Genomic DNA, 16,070 nt, shown 5'->3' with positions numbered 1-16,070 from the left:
TCGGATCGCGATGACCAGAAACCGTGACGGACGGCGGCGCGACCGCGAGCATCGGGTCAGTGACACGCATCATTCGCTTCAACGCCTTCGACATGAACTGCGTCGCCCACCAGTCCCCCGGTCTGTGGCGCCATCCCGAGGACCGGTCCGCCTCGTACAAGGACCTGTCCTACTGGGCCGAACTGGCGAAACTCCTCGAGCGCGGCCGGTTCGACGGGCTGTTCATCGCCGACGTCCTCGGGACCTACGACATCTACGGCGCCAGCGACGAGGCGGCCATCCGGCAGGCCGCACAGATACCCGTCAACGATCCGCTGCTGCTGGTGTCCGCGATGGCCCTGGTGACGGAGCACCTCGGCTTCGGGATCACCACCGGCACCGGCTTCGAGCACCCCTATCCGTTCGCCCGGCGGGTGTCGACGCTCGATCACCTCACCAAGGGCCGCGTCGGCTGGAACGTCGTCACCGGGTACCTGCCCGCGGCGGCGCGCAACATGGGCCAGACCGACCAGCCGGCGCACGACGCACGCTACGACCACGCCGACGAGTACCTCGAGGTGCTCTACAAACTGTGGGAGGGCTCCTGGGAGGACGACGCCGTCGTGCGCGACCGCGAGCGCGGCGTCTTCACCGACCCGGACAAGGTGCACCACATCGGCCACCAGGGTGCGCACTTCAGCGTCCCGGGCATCCACCTGTCGGAACCGTCTCCGCAACGGACGCCGGTGCTCTTCCAGGCCGGCGCCTCCCCGCGCGGCGTCCGCTTCGCCGCCGAGAACGCCGAGGCAATCTTCACCGCCGCACCGACCAAGGCGATCCTGCGGGAGACCGTCGACACGATCCGCCGGGAACTCGAACTCGCGGGCCGCGACCCGTACGCGGCGAAGATCTTCAACCTGTCGACGGTCATCACCGCCGCCACCGAGGACGAGGCGCGCGCCAAGCACGCCGAATACCTGTCCTACGGCGATCCGGAGGGCGCACTGGTCTTCATGTCGGGGTGGATGGGCGTCGACCTGTCCCGGTACGGCCGCGACGAGCCGATCGGGAACGTGGACTCGAACGCGATCCTGTCCGCGGTCAAGGCGTTCCAGTCCGCGGATCCCGACGGTGGCGAGTGGTCGGTCGACGACATCGCGACGTGGGGGAAGATCGGTGGGATCGGTCCGCTCATCGTCGGTTCCGGCGCCCAGGTCGCCGACGTGCTGCAGGAGTGGGTCGACGAGACCGACGTCGACGGCTTCAACCTCGCCTACGCCATCACGCCGGGGACCTTCGCCGACTTCGTCGAGCACGTCGTGCCCGTGCTCACCGAACGCGGTGCCTACCAGTCCGACTACGCGCCGGGGACGTTGCGCAACAAGCTCTTCGGCCGCGGCGACAAGCTGCCCGAGGAGCATCGCGGTGCGAGCTACCGCGTTGGCGGCGCACGCTCCACCATCATCGAGCGTCCGTCGACCGTTCCCTCCTCGGCCGCCTCGTCGGCGCCGCAACCCACCTCCGGTCGTTAGGATTTCACCGTGTCCGTGAAACTGCACTGGTTCCTGCCCACCTACGGCGACAGCCGACTGATCGTCGGCGGCGGCCACGGCACCCCCGCGGGCGTCGCGCACAGCGACCGCGACGCGTCCGCCGACTACCTGGCCTCGATCGTGCGCGCCGCCGAGACCTTCGGCTTCACCGGCGCGCTGATCCCGACCGGCGCGTGGTGCGAGGATGCCTTCGTCACCGCCGCGCTGCTGGCGCGCGAGACGACGTCACTTGCCTTCCTGGTGGCGTTCCGGCCGGGACTGGTCAGCCCGACGCTGTCTGCGCAGATGGCCGCCACGTTCGCCCGGCACGCACCCGGGCGGATCCTGCTCAACGTCGTGGTCGGCGGCGAGGCGCACGAGCAGCGGTCCTTCGGCGACTACCTCGACAAGGACGCCCGCTACGAGCGGTGCGACGAGTTCCTCGACGTCGTGCGCCGACTGTGGGCCGGTGAGACCGTCACGCTCGACGGCAACCACATCAAGGTCGACGAAGCCGCTCTGGCGCTACCGCCGAACCCGGTGCCGCCGTTGTACTTCGGCGGCAGCTCGAAGGCAGCCGGCCCGGTGGCCGGGCGCCACGCCGACGTCTACCTCACCTGGGGCGAGCCGCCCGAGGCCGTCCGCGAGAAGGTCGAGTGGATCCGCAAGGAGGCCGCCGACCAGGGCCGCACGGTGCGCTTCGGCATTCGGCTGCACACGATTTCGCGGGACACCGCCGACGAGGCGTGGGTGCAGGCGGGCCGGCTCATCGAGGCCCTCGACGAGGAGACCGTGCGCGACGCCCAGGCGGGTCTGAGCCGTAGCCAGTCCGAGGGGCAGAAGCGGATGCTCGCCCTGCACGAGGCCAACCGCGCCGACGGCAGCTGGAACGACGCGCGCAGCCTCGAGATTGCACCGAACCTGTGGTCGGGCGTCGGACTGGTCCGCGGCGGCGCCGGGACGGCCCTCGTGGGCAGCCACACCGACGTCGCCGACCGCATTGCCGAGTACGCCGAGATCGGCATCGACGAGTTCATCTTCTCCGGCTACCCGCACCTCGAGGAACTGTTCTGGTTCGGCGAGGGCGTCGTGCCCATCCTGCGCGAGCGCGGCCTGTTCGACGGCGGGCGATCGACCGCCGCACCCGCGTCGATCCCGTTCGTCGGTACGCCTCGGTGACCTCGACCGCCGCCGTGGCCGATGCGCTCGCGGCGGACGACGTCCCCGCGGTGGCCCGTCGGATCGCGGCGGAGTTCGCGGCGGGTGCCTCGACGCGGGACGCCGAACGCCGCCTGCCGCACGACGAGGTTCGGACGCTGAAACGGTCTGGGCTGCTGGCCCTCTCGGTACCGGCCGAGTTCGGCGGGCTGGACGCGCCGGCGACCGTGGTCGCCCAGGTGTTCCGCACGATCGCCGAGGCGGACCCGTCGCTGGCCCAGATCCCGCAGTCGCATTACACGTTCCTCGAGGCGTTGCGGTCGCAGGGCACCGCCGCGCAGCAGGAGTTCTTCTACTCGCTGGTGGAGGCTGGGGCGCTGTTCGCCAACGCCCAGACCGAACGCGGCCCGCACGCGGTCGACGTGGACACCACCACGCTTGCTCGGGACGGCACCGACTTCGTCCTGTCGGGGCGCAAGTTCTACTCGACGGGCGCACTGTTCGCCGACTGGCTGATCGTGCGGGCCTCGCTCGTCGAGGGCGCGGGGGAACCGGACTCGTCGACGCCGAAGTCGTTGGCGTTCATCCCGATCGAGGCGGCCGGCGTCGAGGTGGTCGACGACTGGGACGGGCTCGGCCAGCGCACCACCGCCTCGGGCACCGTCACCTTGGACGATGTACGGGTGCCCGCCGAGCACGTCGTACCGTTCTCGCCGATCTTCTCTCGTCCGACCGTCTACGGCGCGCACGCCCAGCTCATCCACGCGGCCATCGACGTCGGCATCGCCACCGGCGCCCTCGCCGAGGGCGTCCGGCAGGCGGCTTCTGCCCGTCCGCACTTCGAGGCCGGCGTGGCGACGGCCGCCGACGATCCGACGTTGATCCACGTGGCGGGCGAACTGGTGGTCACCGTGCGTGGGGCCCGCGCGCTGCTGGCCGACGCCGCACGCGAGGTCGACGCCGCTCGCGCCGACCTCACCGACGAGTCCGCTGCCGCGGCGTCCATCGCCGTCGCCGTGGCGAAGGTTGCGGCCGTCCGCGCGTCGCTGGAGGCGTCGAGTGTGCTGTTCGACCTCGGCGGGACTCGCAGTGCGTCGGCGTCGGCGAATCTGTCCCGCTACTGGCGGGATGCGCGCACGCACACGCTGCATGACGCGACCCGGTGGAAGCTGCAGCACATCGGCCGGCACGCCCTGTCGGGCACGCGACCGCCACGCCACGGTCAGGTGTAGAGACTCCCCCGACTGTGACTCTCACGACGCTGAGCGGCTCCGAGCGTCGTTAGAGTCACACTCGGCGTTGAAAATTGAACGCCGCCGGCTACGCGTCGAACGCACCGTCGAGGTACGCCGTGCGGCAGGCGCGGCGGGCCAACTTGCCGCTGGTGGTCCGCGGGATCGCCCCGGCGGGCACGAACCGGACGTCGGTGACCTAGACGCCGTGCCGGTCGGCGACCGCCGCCCGGATCGCCTCGGCGGCGGGCGCGGGATCGGCCCGGCCGGCGCCGGTCGCCCGCTCGGCGACGATCACCACGTCGTCGTCGGAAGCGGTGAACGCCGCCGCGTAGCCGCGTCGCACCAGCGCGGACGCGTTCGCGGCGGTGGCCTCGAGATCGTGGGGATCGTGTCGGCGCCCTCCGGCGGCGACGACGTCGGCGAGCCGTCCGAGAACGTACAACTCGCCATCCAGGTAGAACCCGAGGTCGCCGGTGCGGAGCCAGGCGGCGTCGGCCGGCACCTCGCCCGCGTGACCGTCGGGGCGTCGTGACGTCACGGTCGCCGCGAAGGCGTGCCGCGTCTCCTCGGGCCTACCCCAGTAGCCGCGTCCGACGTTGGCGCCGTGCAACCAGGGCTCACCGACGGTGCCGTCGGCTACCTCGGCACCCGTCTCCGGGTCGACGATCACGCACCACTGGCTGCGCGCCACCTGCCCGCACGACACCAGCTCGACCGCTTCGGGGGCGTCGGCCGACACCGGCACCACGTCGCCGCGCGTCAGGCGGTCCCGGTCGGCGTGCAGGACGGTGGGCCGCGCGTCGGGCCCGATGGTCGCGACGAACAGCGTGGCCTCGGCGATGCCGTAGGACGGCTTGAATGCGGTGGGCGACAGGCCGTACGGCGCGAAGGCCTCGGTGAACGTCTCGATCGCGGCGCTGCTCACCGGTTCCGAACCGATGATCATCACGGCGTTGCTCAGGTCGACGTCGTCACCGGGACCGGGCCGGCCCCGCTGAGCGGTCCACTCGTAGGCGAAGTTCGGGGCGGCGGTGATGACGCGGCCCTCGCGGCCGCCGTCGGACAGTGCGCGGATCCAGCGCTGCGGGCGCCGGATGAACGCCGTCGGCGACATCAGCGTCGAGTGGCCGCCGTACACCGCGGGGAACCCGATCATGGACAGGCCCATGTCGTGGTACAGCGGTAACCAGCTCAGGCCGTGCGTGTTTCGGTCGAGTAGGTCGATCGACAGGATCATCTGGATGAGGTTGGTGCCGACCGCGCGGTGCGTCACCTCGACACCCACCGGTGCCCGTGTCGCACCGGAGGTGAACTGCAGGTGTGAGACGTCCCCGAGGTCGAGGTCCTGCGGCGTGAAGTCGTCGCCGGCCGCATCCGCGACGCCGTCGATGGACAGCACGCGTGGCCGACGGGACGCCGGGACGGTGTTCAGGAAGCCCTCGACCGAGGCGCGCGCGGCGTCGGTCGCCAGCACCAGTGCGGGCGTCGCGTCGGCGAACGCGGTGCCGAGCCGCTCGGCGTGCCCCTGGAGTTCGGGTGCGAAGAGCGGCACCGCGATGGTGCCGGCCTTGATGGCGGCGAAGAAGCCGACGACGTAGTCGATGCCCTGCGGGGCCAGGATGGCCACGCGATCGCCGTGCGAGGCGAACCGCTGGATCTCGGCCGCGACGGCCGCGAGGCGGACACCGAGGCGGCGCCACGTGATCTCGACCGGCTGGCCGGTGTCCGAACGGGTGTGGTCCAGATACCGGTAGGCGACGTTCTCGCCGACGGCGGCGATGTTGCGCTCGATCAGCGAGATCAGGTTGACGCCAGGGGGGAGGACGACCCCGCCCCGTGCGTCCAGGCAGTCCTCGATGCGCAGAAGGCCGGTGCGACTTGATGACTCGTCAGCGACGCCGGTGACCACGAGTTCAGTCTAGGCGGGCTCGCGAGTGCTGGTCAGGTGTCGGTGACCACGGTCACCGGACGGTCGCACCGACCTCTGCGGTGGACGGAAGGGCTATCCGGCGGCGGCGAGTGCCGCGTCGTAGTCGGGCTCCTGGCCGATTTCGGGCACCAGTTCGGTGTAGGAGACGTTGCCGTCGGAGCCGACCACCACGACCGCACGGCCGAGCAGTCCGGCCATCGGGCCGTCGGCGATTGTGATGCCGTAGTCCGCACCGAAGCTGTCGCGGAACGCCGAGCCGGTGGTCACGTTCTCGATGCCCTCGGCACCGCAGAATCGCTTCTGCGCGAACGGCAGATCGTTCGAGATGCACACGACGGTCGCACCGCTCGCGGCGGCGCGCTCGTTGAAGGTGCGAACGCTGGTGCCGCAGACCGGGGTGTCGACCGACGGGAAGATGTTCAGCACGATGGACTTCCCGCGGAACTGCTCACTCGTGATCTCGCCGAGGTCGGTACCGGTCAGCGTGAACGACGGGGCCGGGCTGCCGACGGCGGGCAGTTCGCCGACCGTGTTGATGGGGTTTCCGCGCAAGGTTATCTGTGCCATGGACACAGTCTGCCAAGCCGGACGGGTGGGTGGGCGGTCAGGGTGCTCGCCGGCGTCACGTCGCGGCGCGCGTCACCACTCGATGATGCGCGACAGGTACGGCGCCATGTCGGTGGTGCGGACGGGAGACACGGCGACGGCGGTGTCGCTGACGCCGATCATCTTGCCGTCGCCGATGAACATCGACACGCTCTGCGTGCCGTCCGGGCCGAAGAACAGGAGGTCGCCCGGCAGTGCTTGGGACGGGAGGATCTTCCGGCCGACCTTGTACTGCTCGCCCGAGGACCGCGGCATCTTGATGCCGACGCCGCCGAACGCGTAGACGATCAGCCCCGAGGCGTCGAAACCGGGAACGCGAGGCGCCGCGGGCGCCGCCGGGGCCGCGGGGACGAGCAGGCTCGGGACCAGGGGGTCGGGATTCGCGGCGGCCAGACCGGTGGCGGACTGCTCGGGCTGCACCGCGCGCTCGACCGCGGCCGGCGGTAGCGAGGGCCCGTTGACGTCGCCACCGCCGTAGGTGAAGGGCACGCCCACCTGCGACATGGCGCGCTTGATGACCAGGTCGATGGCCTGCTGGCGCTGCGCGGGCGTCGCGTAGGTGTCCGCGCTCGCCACGCCGGCGAACAGCATGGCGACGCTGATCACGACGGCGGTGATGGCGGTGAAGGCCCTGGTGCGTGTCATCGTTCTTCCTAGTTCTGGAGTCGGCCCCGCGGTGCTGGAGCCTTGGTCGGCGGTGTCACACGAGTCACTCGAGTCACACTCGTCTCAAGTGTGCCAGTCGCCTCGTCAATAACCGGCCGCCGACCACGAACTTTGTCGGACCGTGACCCAACGGTGACCGCCGGGTGTGGGCTGAATCACCCTTTGCTGGTTGCTGTTTCGTACGTCGCGTCCAGCGCGGCCGCGTGACAGCATGGGCGGCGTGACCCAGCCGACCGAACAGCCCTGGTCCACCGCGCTCTGGGGCGCGATCGAACCCGTGTACGACGCGATCGGAGCCCACCCGTTCATCTCCGGCCTCACCGACGGAACGCTCGACGACGCCGCGTTCGCGCACTACGTGGTGCAGGACGTGCACTACCTGCGCGACTACGCACGCGCGCTCGCGATCGTCGGCGCCAAGGCGCCCACCCTCGCGGCCACCGCGACGTTCGCCCGGCACGCAGCCGAGGTTCGCGACGTCGAACTCGCCCTGCACGAGTCGCTGCTCCCCCGGCTGGGGCTGACGGCCGAACTGATCGAGACGACCCCGCCGAGTCCCACCACCGTGGCCTACACCAGCTACCTGTTGGCAGCCGCCTACGGCGCCGGCTTCGCCGACGGACTCGCCGCGATCCTGCCCTGCTACTGGATCTACGCCCGGGTGGGTGCCGCTCTCGCCGAACGTGGATCGCCCGACCCGAGATACCAGCTGTGGATCGACGGCTACGCCGGCGAGGAGTTCGCCGCGACCGTCGCCGAGGTGTTGGTGCTCACCGACGCCCTCGGTCCCACGCTGTCGGTGACCGAGGAGGCGTCGGCTCGCGCCCGCTTCGTCACCACCGCCCGCTACGAGTGGATGTTCTTCGACGCCGCCTACCGCCGCGAGCGCTGGCCGGTCTGATCGCGAACGTGCCGATCACGCTGCTGCACAGTCGGTTTCGTAGGATCGGCCACTGCGACCGGTCGGTGCCGGCGCGCACCGCCTGCGGCCCGGCGCAACCGCCTCGACGTGGGATCGGACACCGTGCGTTTCAGGCGGGTGAGTCCGGGAACAACGGGACCACTGCCGACGTTGACGTGACGCCGAACAAGAACTCGAGAGGACGTCGCCATGGCTACTGACTACGACGCACCACGCAAGACCGAAGCCGACGATGTCGCCGACGAGTCACTGGAAGCCTTGGCGGGCCGTCGCAACGACGCCGCCACCGCAGTGCTCGACGTCGACGACGGTGACGAGGGCGAGCTGTTCGACCTGCCCGGCGCCGACCTGTCCGGTGAGGAACTCACCGTCCGGGTGATCCCGAAGCAGGCCGACGAATTCACCTGCTCGCGTTGCTTCCTCGTCCAGCACCGCAACCGCATCGCGCTGCAGACCGATCAGCAGCAAATCTGCTCCGACTGCGTCTAGAGCGCGTCGAGCGTCCTGGCGATCCGGTCGAGCATGGCATCGACCTGATCGGTGTCGAGCCCACGCTTGCCCATCGGCGGCTTGGAGAACGCGACGCCGCGTACGTCCTCGGCGGACAGGTGACCCCGTCCGTCGAGGCGTCGGGCCGCCAGTTGAAGGAAGTCGTACACCGCCTTCTCCTCGTACCCCTTCTTGATCCAGGGCGACCTGTCGAACGTCGCGGTGCGTACGTCGTCGGCCGTGAGTGCGGGTTCGCCAGTGGTCACGGCTGCCGATGCTATTCGGGTCACCGCGAGGTGAGGTAACCGACGATCGTCTGCGCCATGGCGGGGATCGCTCCGCGTGCGACGACCTCGTAGCCGTGCGTGCTCAGGGTCGGCAGGCACAGCAGGCCGGCCCTGGCTGCGAGACCGCCGGCCTTCGCGTGCGAGGCGTCGGATTCGAAGGCGCCCAGTACCGCTGCCTGCGGTGAGAGGCCGGACTCGGTGGCGCACCGCATCAGGTGATCGGCGACGGACTTGTCGTAGACGCACAGCGCGTCGCCGTATCCGACGATCGGTCCCCCGGCGACCGTGGTCGAGTACTCCGCCTCGGCGGGTCCGACCTCGAGGGCGATGACGAGGTCCCCGGGGAGGGTGCGGACGGCGTGCGCCCCGCCGACGCCGCCGATCTCCTCGTTCGTCGTGAACACCAGATGGGTGTCGACCGTCGGCCGGACAGCCCGGTCGCGCATGGTCCTGGCAGCGACGAGCAGGGCCGTGATCGGCGCCCGGTCGTCCATGAAGTAGCTGCCCAGGTAGTCGCCGAACTCGATGAGTGTCCGCTTGCTCGCGTCGACGCACAACCGCGTCCCCGGCCCGACGCCCGCTGCCGCCAACTCCTCGGTGGTGCGGCCCGTGAAGACGTAGACGTGCAGCCAGTCCATGGCCTGGTCGCCCTGATCGGGCTTCGTCTCCCAGATCCGCCGGCTCTCCTTGGTGGTGTGTTCGGATCCGAGCGTCAGCACGCCGCACAGGGTGTCGTGATCGCCGAGGATCGCCACCGGTCCCAGCCCGAAGTTCCCCGGGTACATCGTGCCCAGCGGTGTCAGGCGCAGGGACCCGTCGGGTTCGACGCGCTTCACCAGCATCGACAACTCGTCGAGGTGCGCGAGCACCCGTGTCCCCCGCGCGTCGTCGCGGTCGACGCCGCGGAGCAGACCGACGAGGTTGCCGGCGTCGTCGACCCACGTCTCGTCGACGAGCGGTTCGAGTTCCCGGCGGCACACGTCCCGCACCGCGTCCTCCTGCCCACACGGTCCGTAGGCGCTCAGCAGTTCCCGGAGCAGGGGTCGGAAGTCGTCGTCGGTCACGCTGTTCGACTACCCGGTCGAGGCCCGGGGATGCACCGTCGTCAGTCGAGGACGGAGCGCACCAGCCGTCGCCACCGCTCGACGGTCGCGGGATCGGTTGCCGCGTATCGGGCGACCAGTGCGGGGTCGGGGCCTGGCGGCATGGGCGCAACGGGCAGTCGGCCGTCCCTCGGGATAAGCGACCGCGCGTCGCCGACGACGTCGCCGTCGAGCAGCAGACGGGTGCCCAGCGCACACGCGTACGGCAGGACGGGCAGCGACCCGGCCAGCGCCAGTGAGGCCGACAGCCCGATCGTCGTGCCGTACGAGGAGGCGACTACGCACTGCAGCCCGATGGTCTCGGCGACGCGCAGCGCGCGGCGCACCCCGCCCAGGGGTGCGGCGGCCAGGACCGCGACGTCGGCGGCCTCGGCCAGGGCGGTGCGGTCCGCGCCGTCGGCGGCGACGGGAACTGCCAGTCGGACGTCGACGCGGCGGCGCACGTCGGCGACGGCAGTCAGGTCACGACACGGCCGCTGGACGTACTGCAACTCGCCCACCGCGGCGACCAGGGCGCCGATGGCCCGCACCGCGGTCTCGACGTCCCACCGGCCACCGCCGTCGCACCGGACGGCCCCGCCGGGACCGAGCGCGTCGCGCACCGCGACGACCCTCGCGACGTCGTCGTCGATCGAGCCCGCACCGACGGCGACCTCGGCGACCGTGCATCCCGAGTCGGCGGCCAGCCGTGCCGCGAGCACGGGGTCGACCGCCGGGATCGTCGCGGCGACGGGCACGTCGCCGCGCAGCGGCTCCGGCCAACCGACCGTGCCGGGTTCGGTGGCGGCGGTGAGCCATCTGGTGAGGTCGCCGGGCGTACTGCCGGGCCACGGGGCGAACTCGCCCCAGCCCTGCGGGCCCTCGAGCAGGACGCCCTCGCGCACGGTGAGGCCGCCGGCTCCGTGCCGCACCGGGATCGCGAAGACCGGTGCGGCGTCGAAGTCGATCAGCGTCCTCATCGGCCCCAAGCTAGTCACACCGGCACCCCGGGGTGCGGCTACCCGCCGGGCGCCGTCCAGTGCACGACCTTGACGCACGTCATCTCGTCGAGCAGTTCGGGACCGAAGCCGAAGCCGTTGCCACTGGCCCGTCGCGGCTGGGCGGCGCCACCGGGCGCACCGCCGAACACCGCGTTGATCTTCACGGTGCCCACGGGCAGCGACCGCCACGCCGTCTGGGCGTGGGTCATGTCGGCGGTGAGCACCGTCGCCGCCAGGCCGTACCGGTCATCGGACGCCTCGGCCAGCGCCGTCGCGAAGTCCGGCACCACGCGGACGGGCGCGACCGGGCCGAACGTCTCCTCCCGCAGCACGAGCATGTCCGGCGTGCAGTCGGTGAGCACCGTCGGCGGGTAGTAGGTACCGGCGCCCGGCCGCGGTCGTCCACCGGTCAGCACGCTCGCACCGCCACGGACGGCATCGGTCACGTGCTGATGGACGACGTCGCGCTGTCGCTCGTCCACGACCGGGCCGATCCGCGACTCCCACTCCCGTGCCGCGGTCACCAGCGCGTCGACGAAGGCGTCCGCCATGGCAGCGACGACGTAGATGCGCTCCACCGACGTGCAGATCTGGCCGGTGTTCGCGAAGGCAACCAAGGCCGCCTGGTCTGCAGCCCATCGGGGATCGACGCCCTCGTCGACGATCAGCGCGTCGTTGCCGCCGTTCTCGAGCAGTGCCTTCGCGCCGCGGCGAGCGCACGCCGTCGCGATCTGCCGACCGGTGGCGGTGCTCCCCACGTGCGCCACCACCGCGACCCGGTCGTCGTCGGCCAGTCGCGCTCCGACGCCACCGTCCCCGTCGAGGATCTGCAGCACGCCGTCCGGGAGGTGGTCGGCGAGGATTTCGGCGAAGCGCCTCCCCGTCCGGGGGCAGCGCTCACTCGGCTTGTAGACGACGGTGTTGCCGGTGACGAGCGCGGCGCCCAGCAGCCCGGCCGCGGCGGCCACGGGATCGTTCCACGGGGTCAGCACCGCGACGACCCCACGCGGGCCGGGGACCATCAGGTCGGTGGCCGCCCAGTCGCCCTGCAGGACGCGGCCGCCGTGCAGCGGGCCGAGTTCGGCGTACTGGACCAGGGTCGCCGCACCGGCCTCGACGCCGCCCAACGCGTCCCCCCGGGGCTTGCCGGTCTCGCGCTCGTTGAGGTCGGCGAGTTCGTCGGCGGCAGCGGTGACGGCGGCCGCCGCCGCGGTGAGGGCGGCGGCGCGTTCGGCCGGCGCCGTCCGCGCCCAGCCCTCACCTGCCCGGTGCGCGGCATCCACCGCCGCGTCGCACGCCGACGGCTCCGTCACCGGTATCCGGGTGACCACGTCTCCCGTCCGCGGATCGAGCACTGTCAGTTCCATGGTGTCGGTCACTCGGGTGCCGTCCTCCTCGTCGCGCGGCGGCCGGTTCGCCGCGCCTGGCGACCACCGGATCGCGGCGCGGAGTACCCGATGGGGTTCGCTGAAACCTCCGTCACGCCTCGGATACGACCCCCGCGAACGGCGCCCCGCGTGACGTAGCGCACTAGGCTGGACCCGTGGTCGGTCGAATGGCGGAACGTCGGGTGCTCCGACGCGCGGCCGACGATGCGCTGACCACCCCGCGCGCACATCCCGACTTCCACCGGCACGAGACCGACCTGCGAGCCGACTTCCCGCCCGGCTTCGGCCCGAGTCGGATGGGCAGTTCGCATGCGAGCGTGCTGTCCGACATCAGCACCATGGCGCGTCGACGACGTGCGACGCCCTGGTACCTGACCCGCCAAGCGTTCACCGTGCTGGCGCTGATCGTCATCGTGGCACTCACCGCCTGGGGGATCAGCGCGGTACTTCGCAGCGACGACACCGACGGCGTCGCGCCCGCCGTCTCCCCCGCCGCACCGGAGGCCCCTCGACCCGAGCCGGTCCAGGGCAGTCGCGGCGATCCGATCGAGGCGCCCGTGCCCGCGCCCCCCGCACCGCCGCCGCCCCCGCCCGCGCCGCCACCACCGACGGCCGAGCAGCTCGTGCCCAGGACGCAGTATCAGGATCCCTACCCGCGCTCGTCTCGGGCGCCGGACCGCGAACCCGAGGTCGGCGTGACCAGGACACCGGTGACCCGTGCGCCGATGAGCGTCGCGCCCGTACCCCGGCAACCGCCGGTCAACAACTCGGCCACGCCCGGCGACGCCAAGCGAGGCGGCTGGCACTGGTGACGCCGCCCGGGCGCTCGCCGTAGACCCTGCTGACACGATGGACGTCGTGGCGACCGGCGACGACATGGGCAGGCTCGTCGCGGCGCAGGTGGACGCCTGGGACCTGCGGCCGGACGGGGAGCCGACGCGCGGAAGCAGGTCGGCGGTGCTGCCCGTGACGACGTCCGACGGCGCACCGGCGGTCCTGAAGGTCGGCGACCCCGCCGCCGAGCCGGTCGCCGACCACCTGGTGCTCCGCCGCTGGGCGGGCAGCGGTGCGGTTCGTCTGCTGCGGGCCGACCCGCACCGCGGTGCGCTGCTGCTCGAACGTGCCGGGACGCCCGACCTCGAGGGCTTCTGGGACGTCGAGGCGTGCGAGATCGTCGCGACGCTCTATCCGCGTCTGCACGTCGCCGCGATGCCGCAGCTGCCCGATCTCGCCGACCTCGTCGACGGGTGGATCGGTGACCTCGCCGCCCTGCCGCGCAGCGCCCCGATCCCACACCGGCTCGTCGAGTGGGCCATCGGCGTCGGTCGCGACCTCGTCACCGACGACGCCACCAGCGGCACGGTCCTGCACGGCGACCTGCACTACCGCAACGTGCTGTCCTCCGAACGGGAGCCGTGGCTCGCGATCGACCCCAAGCCCGTCAACGGCGACCCGCACTTCGAGGTCGTCCCGATGCTGTTCCACCGGTGGGCCGATCTCGAGGGCGACACCCGCGACGGCGTACGGCGCCGATTCTTCGCACTGGTCGACGCCGCGGGACTGTCGGACGAGCGGGCGAGGGACTGGGTGGTGCTGCGCATGGTGCGCGACGCGATGTGGGCGCTGCGCGAGCCGGAGGTCGACCGGGCCTGGTTGACCACCTGCATCGCGGTGGCCAAGGCCGTGCAGGGCTGAGGGTCAGACCCGGCGCGGGAGTTCGGCGGCGATCAGCGCGGCGATCTTGTCCGCCATGTAGGCGTGGCCCGCGTCGGTCGGATGGACGCCGTCGCCACCGATCAGCTCGGGTCGACCCACGAACCAGCCCTCGGCGAGCGGATCGATGAACGTCGCCCCGGCGATTCCCGCGGTGAGCCGCAGGACGTCGCGGATCTGCAGGACGGCCGGTGGGACGTCGGCGGTCGGCCACGGCGGCCCGATCACCAGCAGCCGTGCCGCCGGAGCCGTGCGGCGCGCGAAGTCGAAGGCGCCCTGCGCCGCCGAGGCGAGCATCAGCGGGTCGGCGTCCTGGTCGTTGCGGGACCCGTAGAAGACGACGAGCGCGTCGTCGGGCCGCACGGCGCGGGGAGCCAGGTCGCCGAAGACGCTGTTCTGGTATCCGCGGACCACGTAGCCGGCACGTCCCTCGGCGGCCACCTCGGCGTCGACCTGCAGGCCCTGCCTGGCGAGCTTCTGCCACGCGAGCCCCGTCCAGTTCCTGGCACCGTTGCCGCCTTCGTTGCTGCCCGTGGTGTACGAGTCGCCGACGACGGCGATCGGCACCATCGCGGTCTCGCGACCCGCCGGCGCGTACGCGGGTTGCTGCGTCGGGAGCAGCGTGCCCGCCATGACGACGAGCGCCAGCACCACCGCGGCCGAACGGCCCACCACTACCTCCACAGTCAGCCGGCTCGGCCGGAGCGACGTCAGCCGGCGCGGGCCGGACGGGATTCCGATCGCGACTCGTGGTCGCCGAGGTTCTGCAGCCTACCGGCGGTGGCTGTGTCCTTGGCTGGAGCCTCACGCGGTGCGGGCGCCACTCCCCTGACGTCGACCATCCGCCGCATCCAGTGCCGCGCGGGTTCCTCGACCAGGTGGTAGATGAGGCAGGCGATGCCCAGCGCCACCGCGAGCAGCCCCAGCAGCATGACGATCCCCATGGGTCCGGTGAGGGTCAGCTCGAACTGCTTGGTCGCCCAGATCCACGCGTTGTGCACGATCTCGTGCACCATGTACAACCCGAACGACACCTGGCCCAGGTAGACCATCACGCGGGTGGACAGCAGCCGGGGCAGCGTGCCCGCGCCGATCGCCAGCGTGACGACGAGCGGCATGAAGAGGAGATCCACCAGTCCGCCGGCGTCGGTGATCCTGGGATTGGGGTGGGCGTCGAAGTAGTACAGCGCCCCGACGACCGCGGCCACCAGGAGCAGCGACGCCGCGCCTGCCGCGTACCGGGTGCGGTCGCCCGGCCGGAGCTTGCGCACCGCCGCGCAGGCCAGCGCGCCCGCGGTGAACTGCATGACGATCCTCGGCAGCCAACTCCAGGGACTGTAGAACTGACCGGACGCCAGCAGCAGCACCACCGGTGGCAGCGACGCCGCCATCGCGAGCACCAGCAGACTGCGGGCCCGCGTCGCGCGGGCGACCCGGAACACCACCAGGATGAGGCCACCGAACAGCAGGTAGGCCAACCACTCCGCGCTGATCGACCACGCCGGGCCGTTCCAGCTGGAGAAGTCGAAGTACGGCTGGAACCAGAGTTGCACCAGGAACAGCTGCCGCAGATAGCTGACGGCGTTGAACTCCGCGGTGCTCTCCGGCGGCACGTGGCCGACGTAGATGGTGAAGATGACGAGCGCGGCGGCGAGATGAAGGGTGACGAGGTACACCGGCCACACCCTCGCCAGCCGCAACCACAGGAAGCGGATGGTCGCCCGGGTGGACCAGGTGCGTCCCATCTTCTCCAGGTAGTTCCAGGTCAGCACGAAACCGCTGAGGATGAAGAAGAGGTCGACGCCCTGCGCGCCGCGATCGAGGACCGGGCTCAGTGCCGAGGAGAACCCCGGTGCGGCCTCCCAGAACAGGGGCCGGAAGTGGAAGAGCACCACCCACACGGCGGCGACGATGCGAAGACCCGTCAGGGCCTTGATCTCACCGCTGGGCAGAACACTCATTCCGTACGACTTCTCGAATTCCGTCTTCGCGTGGTTGGCACGTCATCGCCCTCGGCTGCCGGGGTTCGGTGACCAGGCGGGCAGCACTGGCAGGGTAGCAGCGCGGGGGGTCCGGTCGCGC

At 71.4% G+C, this 16,070-nt stretch carries 15 protein-coding genes and 1 pseudogene; 7 read left to right on the top strand and 9 right to left on the bottom strand.

Features of this window, described 5'->3' with window-relative positions:
• Nucleotides 1-59: 59 nt before the first annotated feature.
• Genes G6N64_RS21490 through G6N64_RS21480 form a run of 3 tightly spaced genes read left to right on the top strand, consistent with a single transcriptional unit; the run spans nt 60 to nt 3,901 of the window.
• The gene (locus G6N64_RS21490) at nt 60-1,511 is read left to right on the top strand and encodes an LLM class flavin-dependent oxidoreductase (RefSeq protein WP_163799591.1); all 1,452 of its coding nucleotides are present in this window, start codon (nt 60-62) and stop codon (nt 1,509-1,511) included.
• A 9-nt stretch (nt 1,512-1,520) separates the two neighbouring features.
• Nucleotides 1,521-2,690, top strand: a complete 1,170-nt coding sequence (locus tag G6N64_RS21485) for an LLM class flavin-dependent oxidoreductase (protein WP_163799589.1) — start codon at nt 1,521-1,523, stop codon at nt 2,688-2,690.
• Nucleotides 2,691-2,704: 14 nt separating this feature from the next.
• A complete protein-coding gene (locus G6N64_RS21480) occupies nt 2,705-3,901 on the top strand; it encodes an SfnB family sulfur acquisition oxidoreductase (protein ID WP_163801996.1) in 1,197 nt (398 codons plus the stop codon).
• An 88-nt stretch (nt 3,902-3,989) separates the two neighbouring features.
• Here the strand turns inward: G6N64_RS21480 and G6N64_RS21475 are convergent.
• The 3 genes and pseudogenes from G6N64_RS21475 to ripD all read right to left on the bottom strand — a co-directional run bounded on the left by G6N64_RS21475 (nt 3,990) and on the right by ripD (nt 7,085).
• Nucleotides 3,990-5,813 (bottom strand): annotated as a pseudogene (locus G6N64_RS21475) (fatty acyl-AMP ligase).
• 93 nt (nt 5,814-5,906) lie between these two features.
• Nucleotides 5,907-6,401, bottom strand: coding sequence for a thiol peroxidase (tpx, locus tag G6N64_RS21470; protein WP_163799587.1), 495 nt, complete (start codon nt 6,399-6,401; stop codon nt 5,907-5,909).
• A 72-nt stretch (nt 6,402-6,473) separates the two neighbouring features.
• On the bottom strand, nt 6,474-7,085 hold the full coding sequence (ripD, locus tag G6N64_RS21465; RefSeq protein ID WP_163799585.1) for an NlpC/P60 family peptidoglycan-binding protein RipD: 612 nt from the start codon (nt 7,083-7,085) through the stop codon (nt 6,474-6,476).
• A gap of 232 nt (nt 7,086-7,317) precedes the next feature.
• On the opposite strand from ripD, the gene tenA reads away from it, so the two are divergent.
• Together tenA and G6N64_RS21455 are read left to right on the top strand one after the other, a co-directional pair.
• Complete coding sequence (gene tenA, locus G6N64_RS21460) at nt 7,318-8,007, top strand: thiaminase II (RefSeq protein WP_163799583.1); 690 nt, start codon at nt 7,318-7,320, stop codon at nt 8,005-8,007.
• 210 nt (nt 8,008-8,217) lie between these two features.
• Entirely contained in the window at nt 8,218-8,517 is a 300-nt protein-coding gene (locus tag G6N64_RS21455) for a DUF4193 domain-containing protein (protein WP_163799581.1), read from the top strand.
• On the opposite strand, the gene G6N64_RS21450 is transcribed toward G6N64_RS21455, so the two are convergent.
• From G6N64_RS21450 to G6N64_RS21435, 4 genes are read right to left on the bottom strand one after another with little or no spacing between them, the layout of a single operon-like run.
• Complete coding sequence (locus tag G6N64_RS21450; RefSeq protein ID WP_163799579.1) at nt 8,514-8,783, bottom strand: DivIVA domain-containing protein; 270 nt, start codon at nt 8,781-8,783, stop codon at nt 8,514-8,516. The genes G6N64_RS21455 and G6N64_RS21450 overlap by 4 nt on opposite strands.
• A 20-nt stretch (nt 8,784-8,803) precedes the next feature.
• Nucleotides 8,804-9,868 (bottom strand): M42 family metallopeptidase, encoded by a 1,065-nt coding sequence (locus tag G6N64_RS21445; RefSeq protein WP_163799577.1) that lies wholly within the window; start codon nt 9,866-9,868, stop codon nt 8,804-8,806.
• Between the two features lie 41 nt (nt 9,869-9,909).
• Nucleotides 9,910-10,866 (bottom strand): enolase C-terminal domain-like protein, encoded by a 957-nt coding sequence (locus G6N64_RS21440; RefSeq protein WP_163799575.1) that lies wholly within the window; start codon nt 10,864-10,866, stop codon nt 9,910-9,912.
• A 38-nt stretch (nt 10,867-10,904) separates the two neighbouring features.
• Nucleotides 10,905-12,254 (bottom strand): aldehyde dehydrogenase family protein, encoded by a 1,350-nt coding sequence (locus G6N64_RS21435; RefSeq protein ID WP_174266983.1) that lies wholly within the window; start codon nt 12,252-12,254, stop codon nt 10,905-10,907.
• Nucleotides 12,255-12,430: 176 nt separating this feature from the next.
• Here G6N64_RS21435 and G6N64_RS21430 point away from each other — a divergent pair, with 176 nt between their 5' ends.
• Nucleotides 12,431-13,087 carry a hypothetical protein gene (locus tag G6N64_RS21430; RefSeq protein ID WP_163799573.1) on the top strand — a complete coding sequence of 219 codons (657 nt, stop codon included), beginning with the start codon at nt 12,431-12,433 and terminating at the stop codon, nt 13,085-13,087.
• Between the two features lie 37 nt (nt 13,088-13,124).
• Entirely contained in the window at nt 13,125-13,970 is an 846-nt protein-coding gene (locus tag G6N64_RS21425; RefSeq protein ID WP_163799571.1) for an aminoglycoside phosphotransferase family protein, read from the top strand.
• A gap of 3 nt (nt 13,971-13,973) precedes the next feature.
• Here the strand turns inward: G6N64_RS21425 and G6N64_RS21420 are convergent, their stop codons facing one another.
• On the bottom strand, nt 13,974-14,660 hold the full coding sequence (locus G6N64_RS21420; RefSeq protein WP_409370770.1) for an Rv0518 family GDSL lipase: 687 nt from the start codon (nt 14,658-14,660) through the stop codon (nt 13,974-13,976).
• A 38-nt stretch (nt 14,661-14,698) separates the two neighbouring features.
• A complete protein-coding gene (locus tag G6N64_RS21415; protein ID WP_174266982.1) occupies nt 14,699-15,940 on the bottom strand; it encodes an acyltransferase family protein in 1,242 nt (413 codons plus the stop codon).
• Between the last annotated feature and the right edge of the window lie 130 nt (nt 15,941-16,070).

The organism is Mycolicibacterium sediminis, from assembly GCF_010731735.1.
Taxonomy (GTDB): domain Bacteria; phylum Actinomycetota; class Actinomycetes; order Mycobacteriales; family Mycobacteriaceae; genus Mycobacterium; species Mycobacterium sediminis.
The sequence above is the reverse complement of the archived record's forward strand: the minus strand, read 5'-3'. Positions and strand labels throughout refer to the sequence as shown.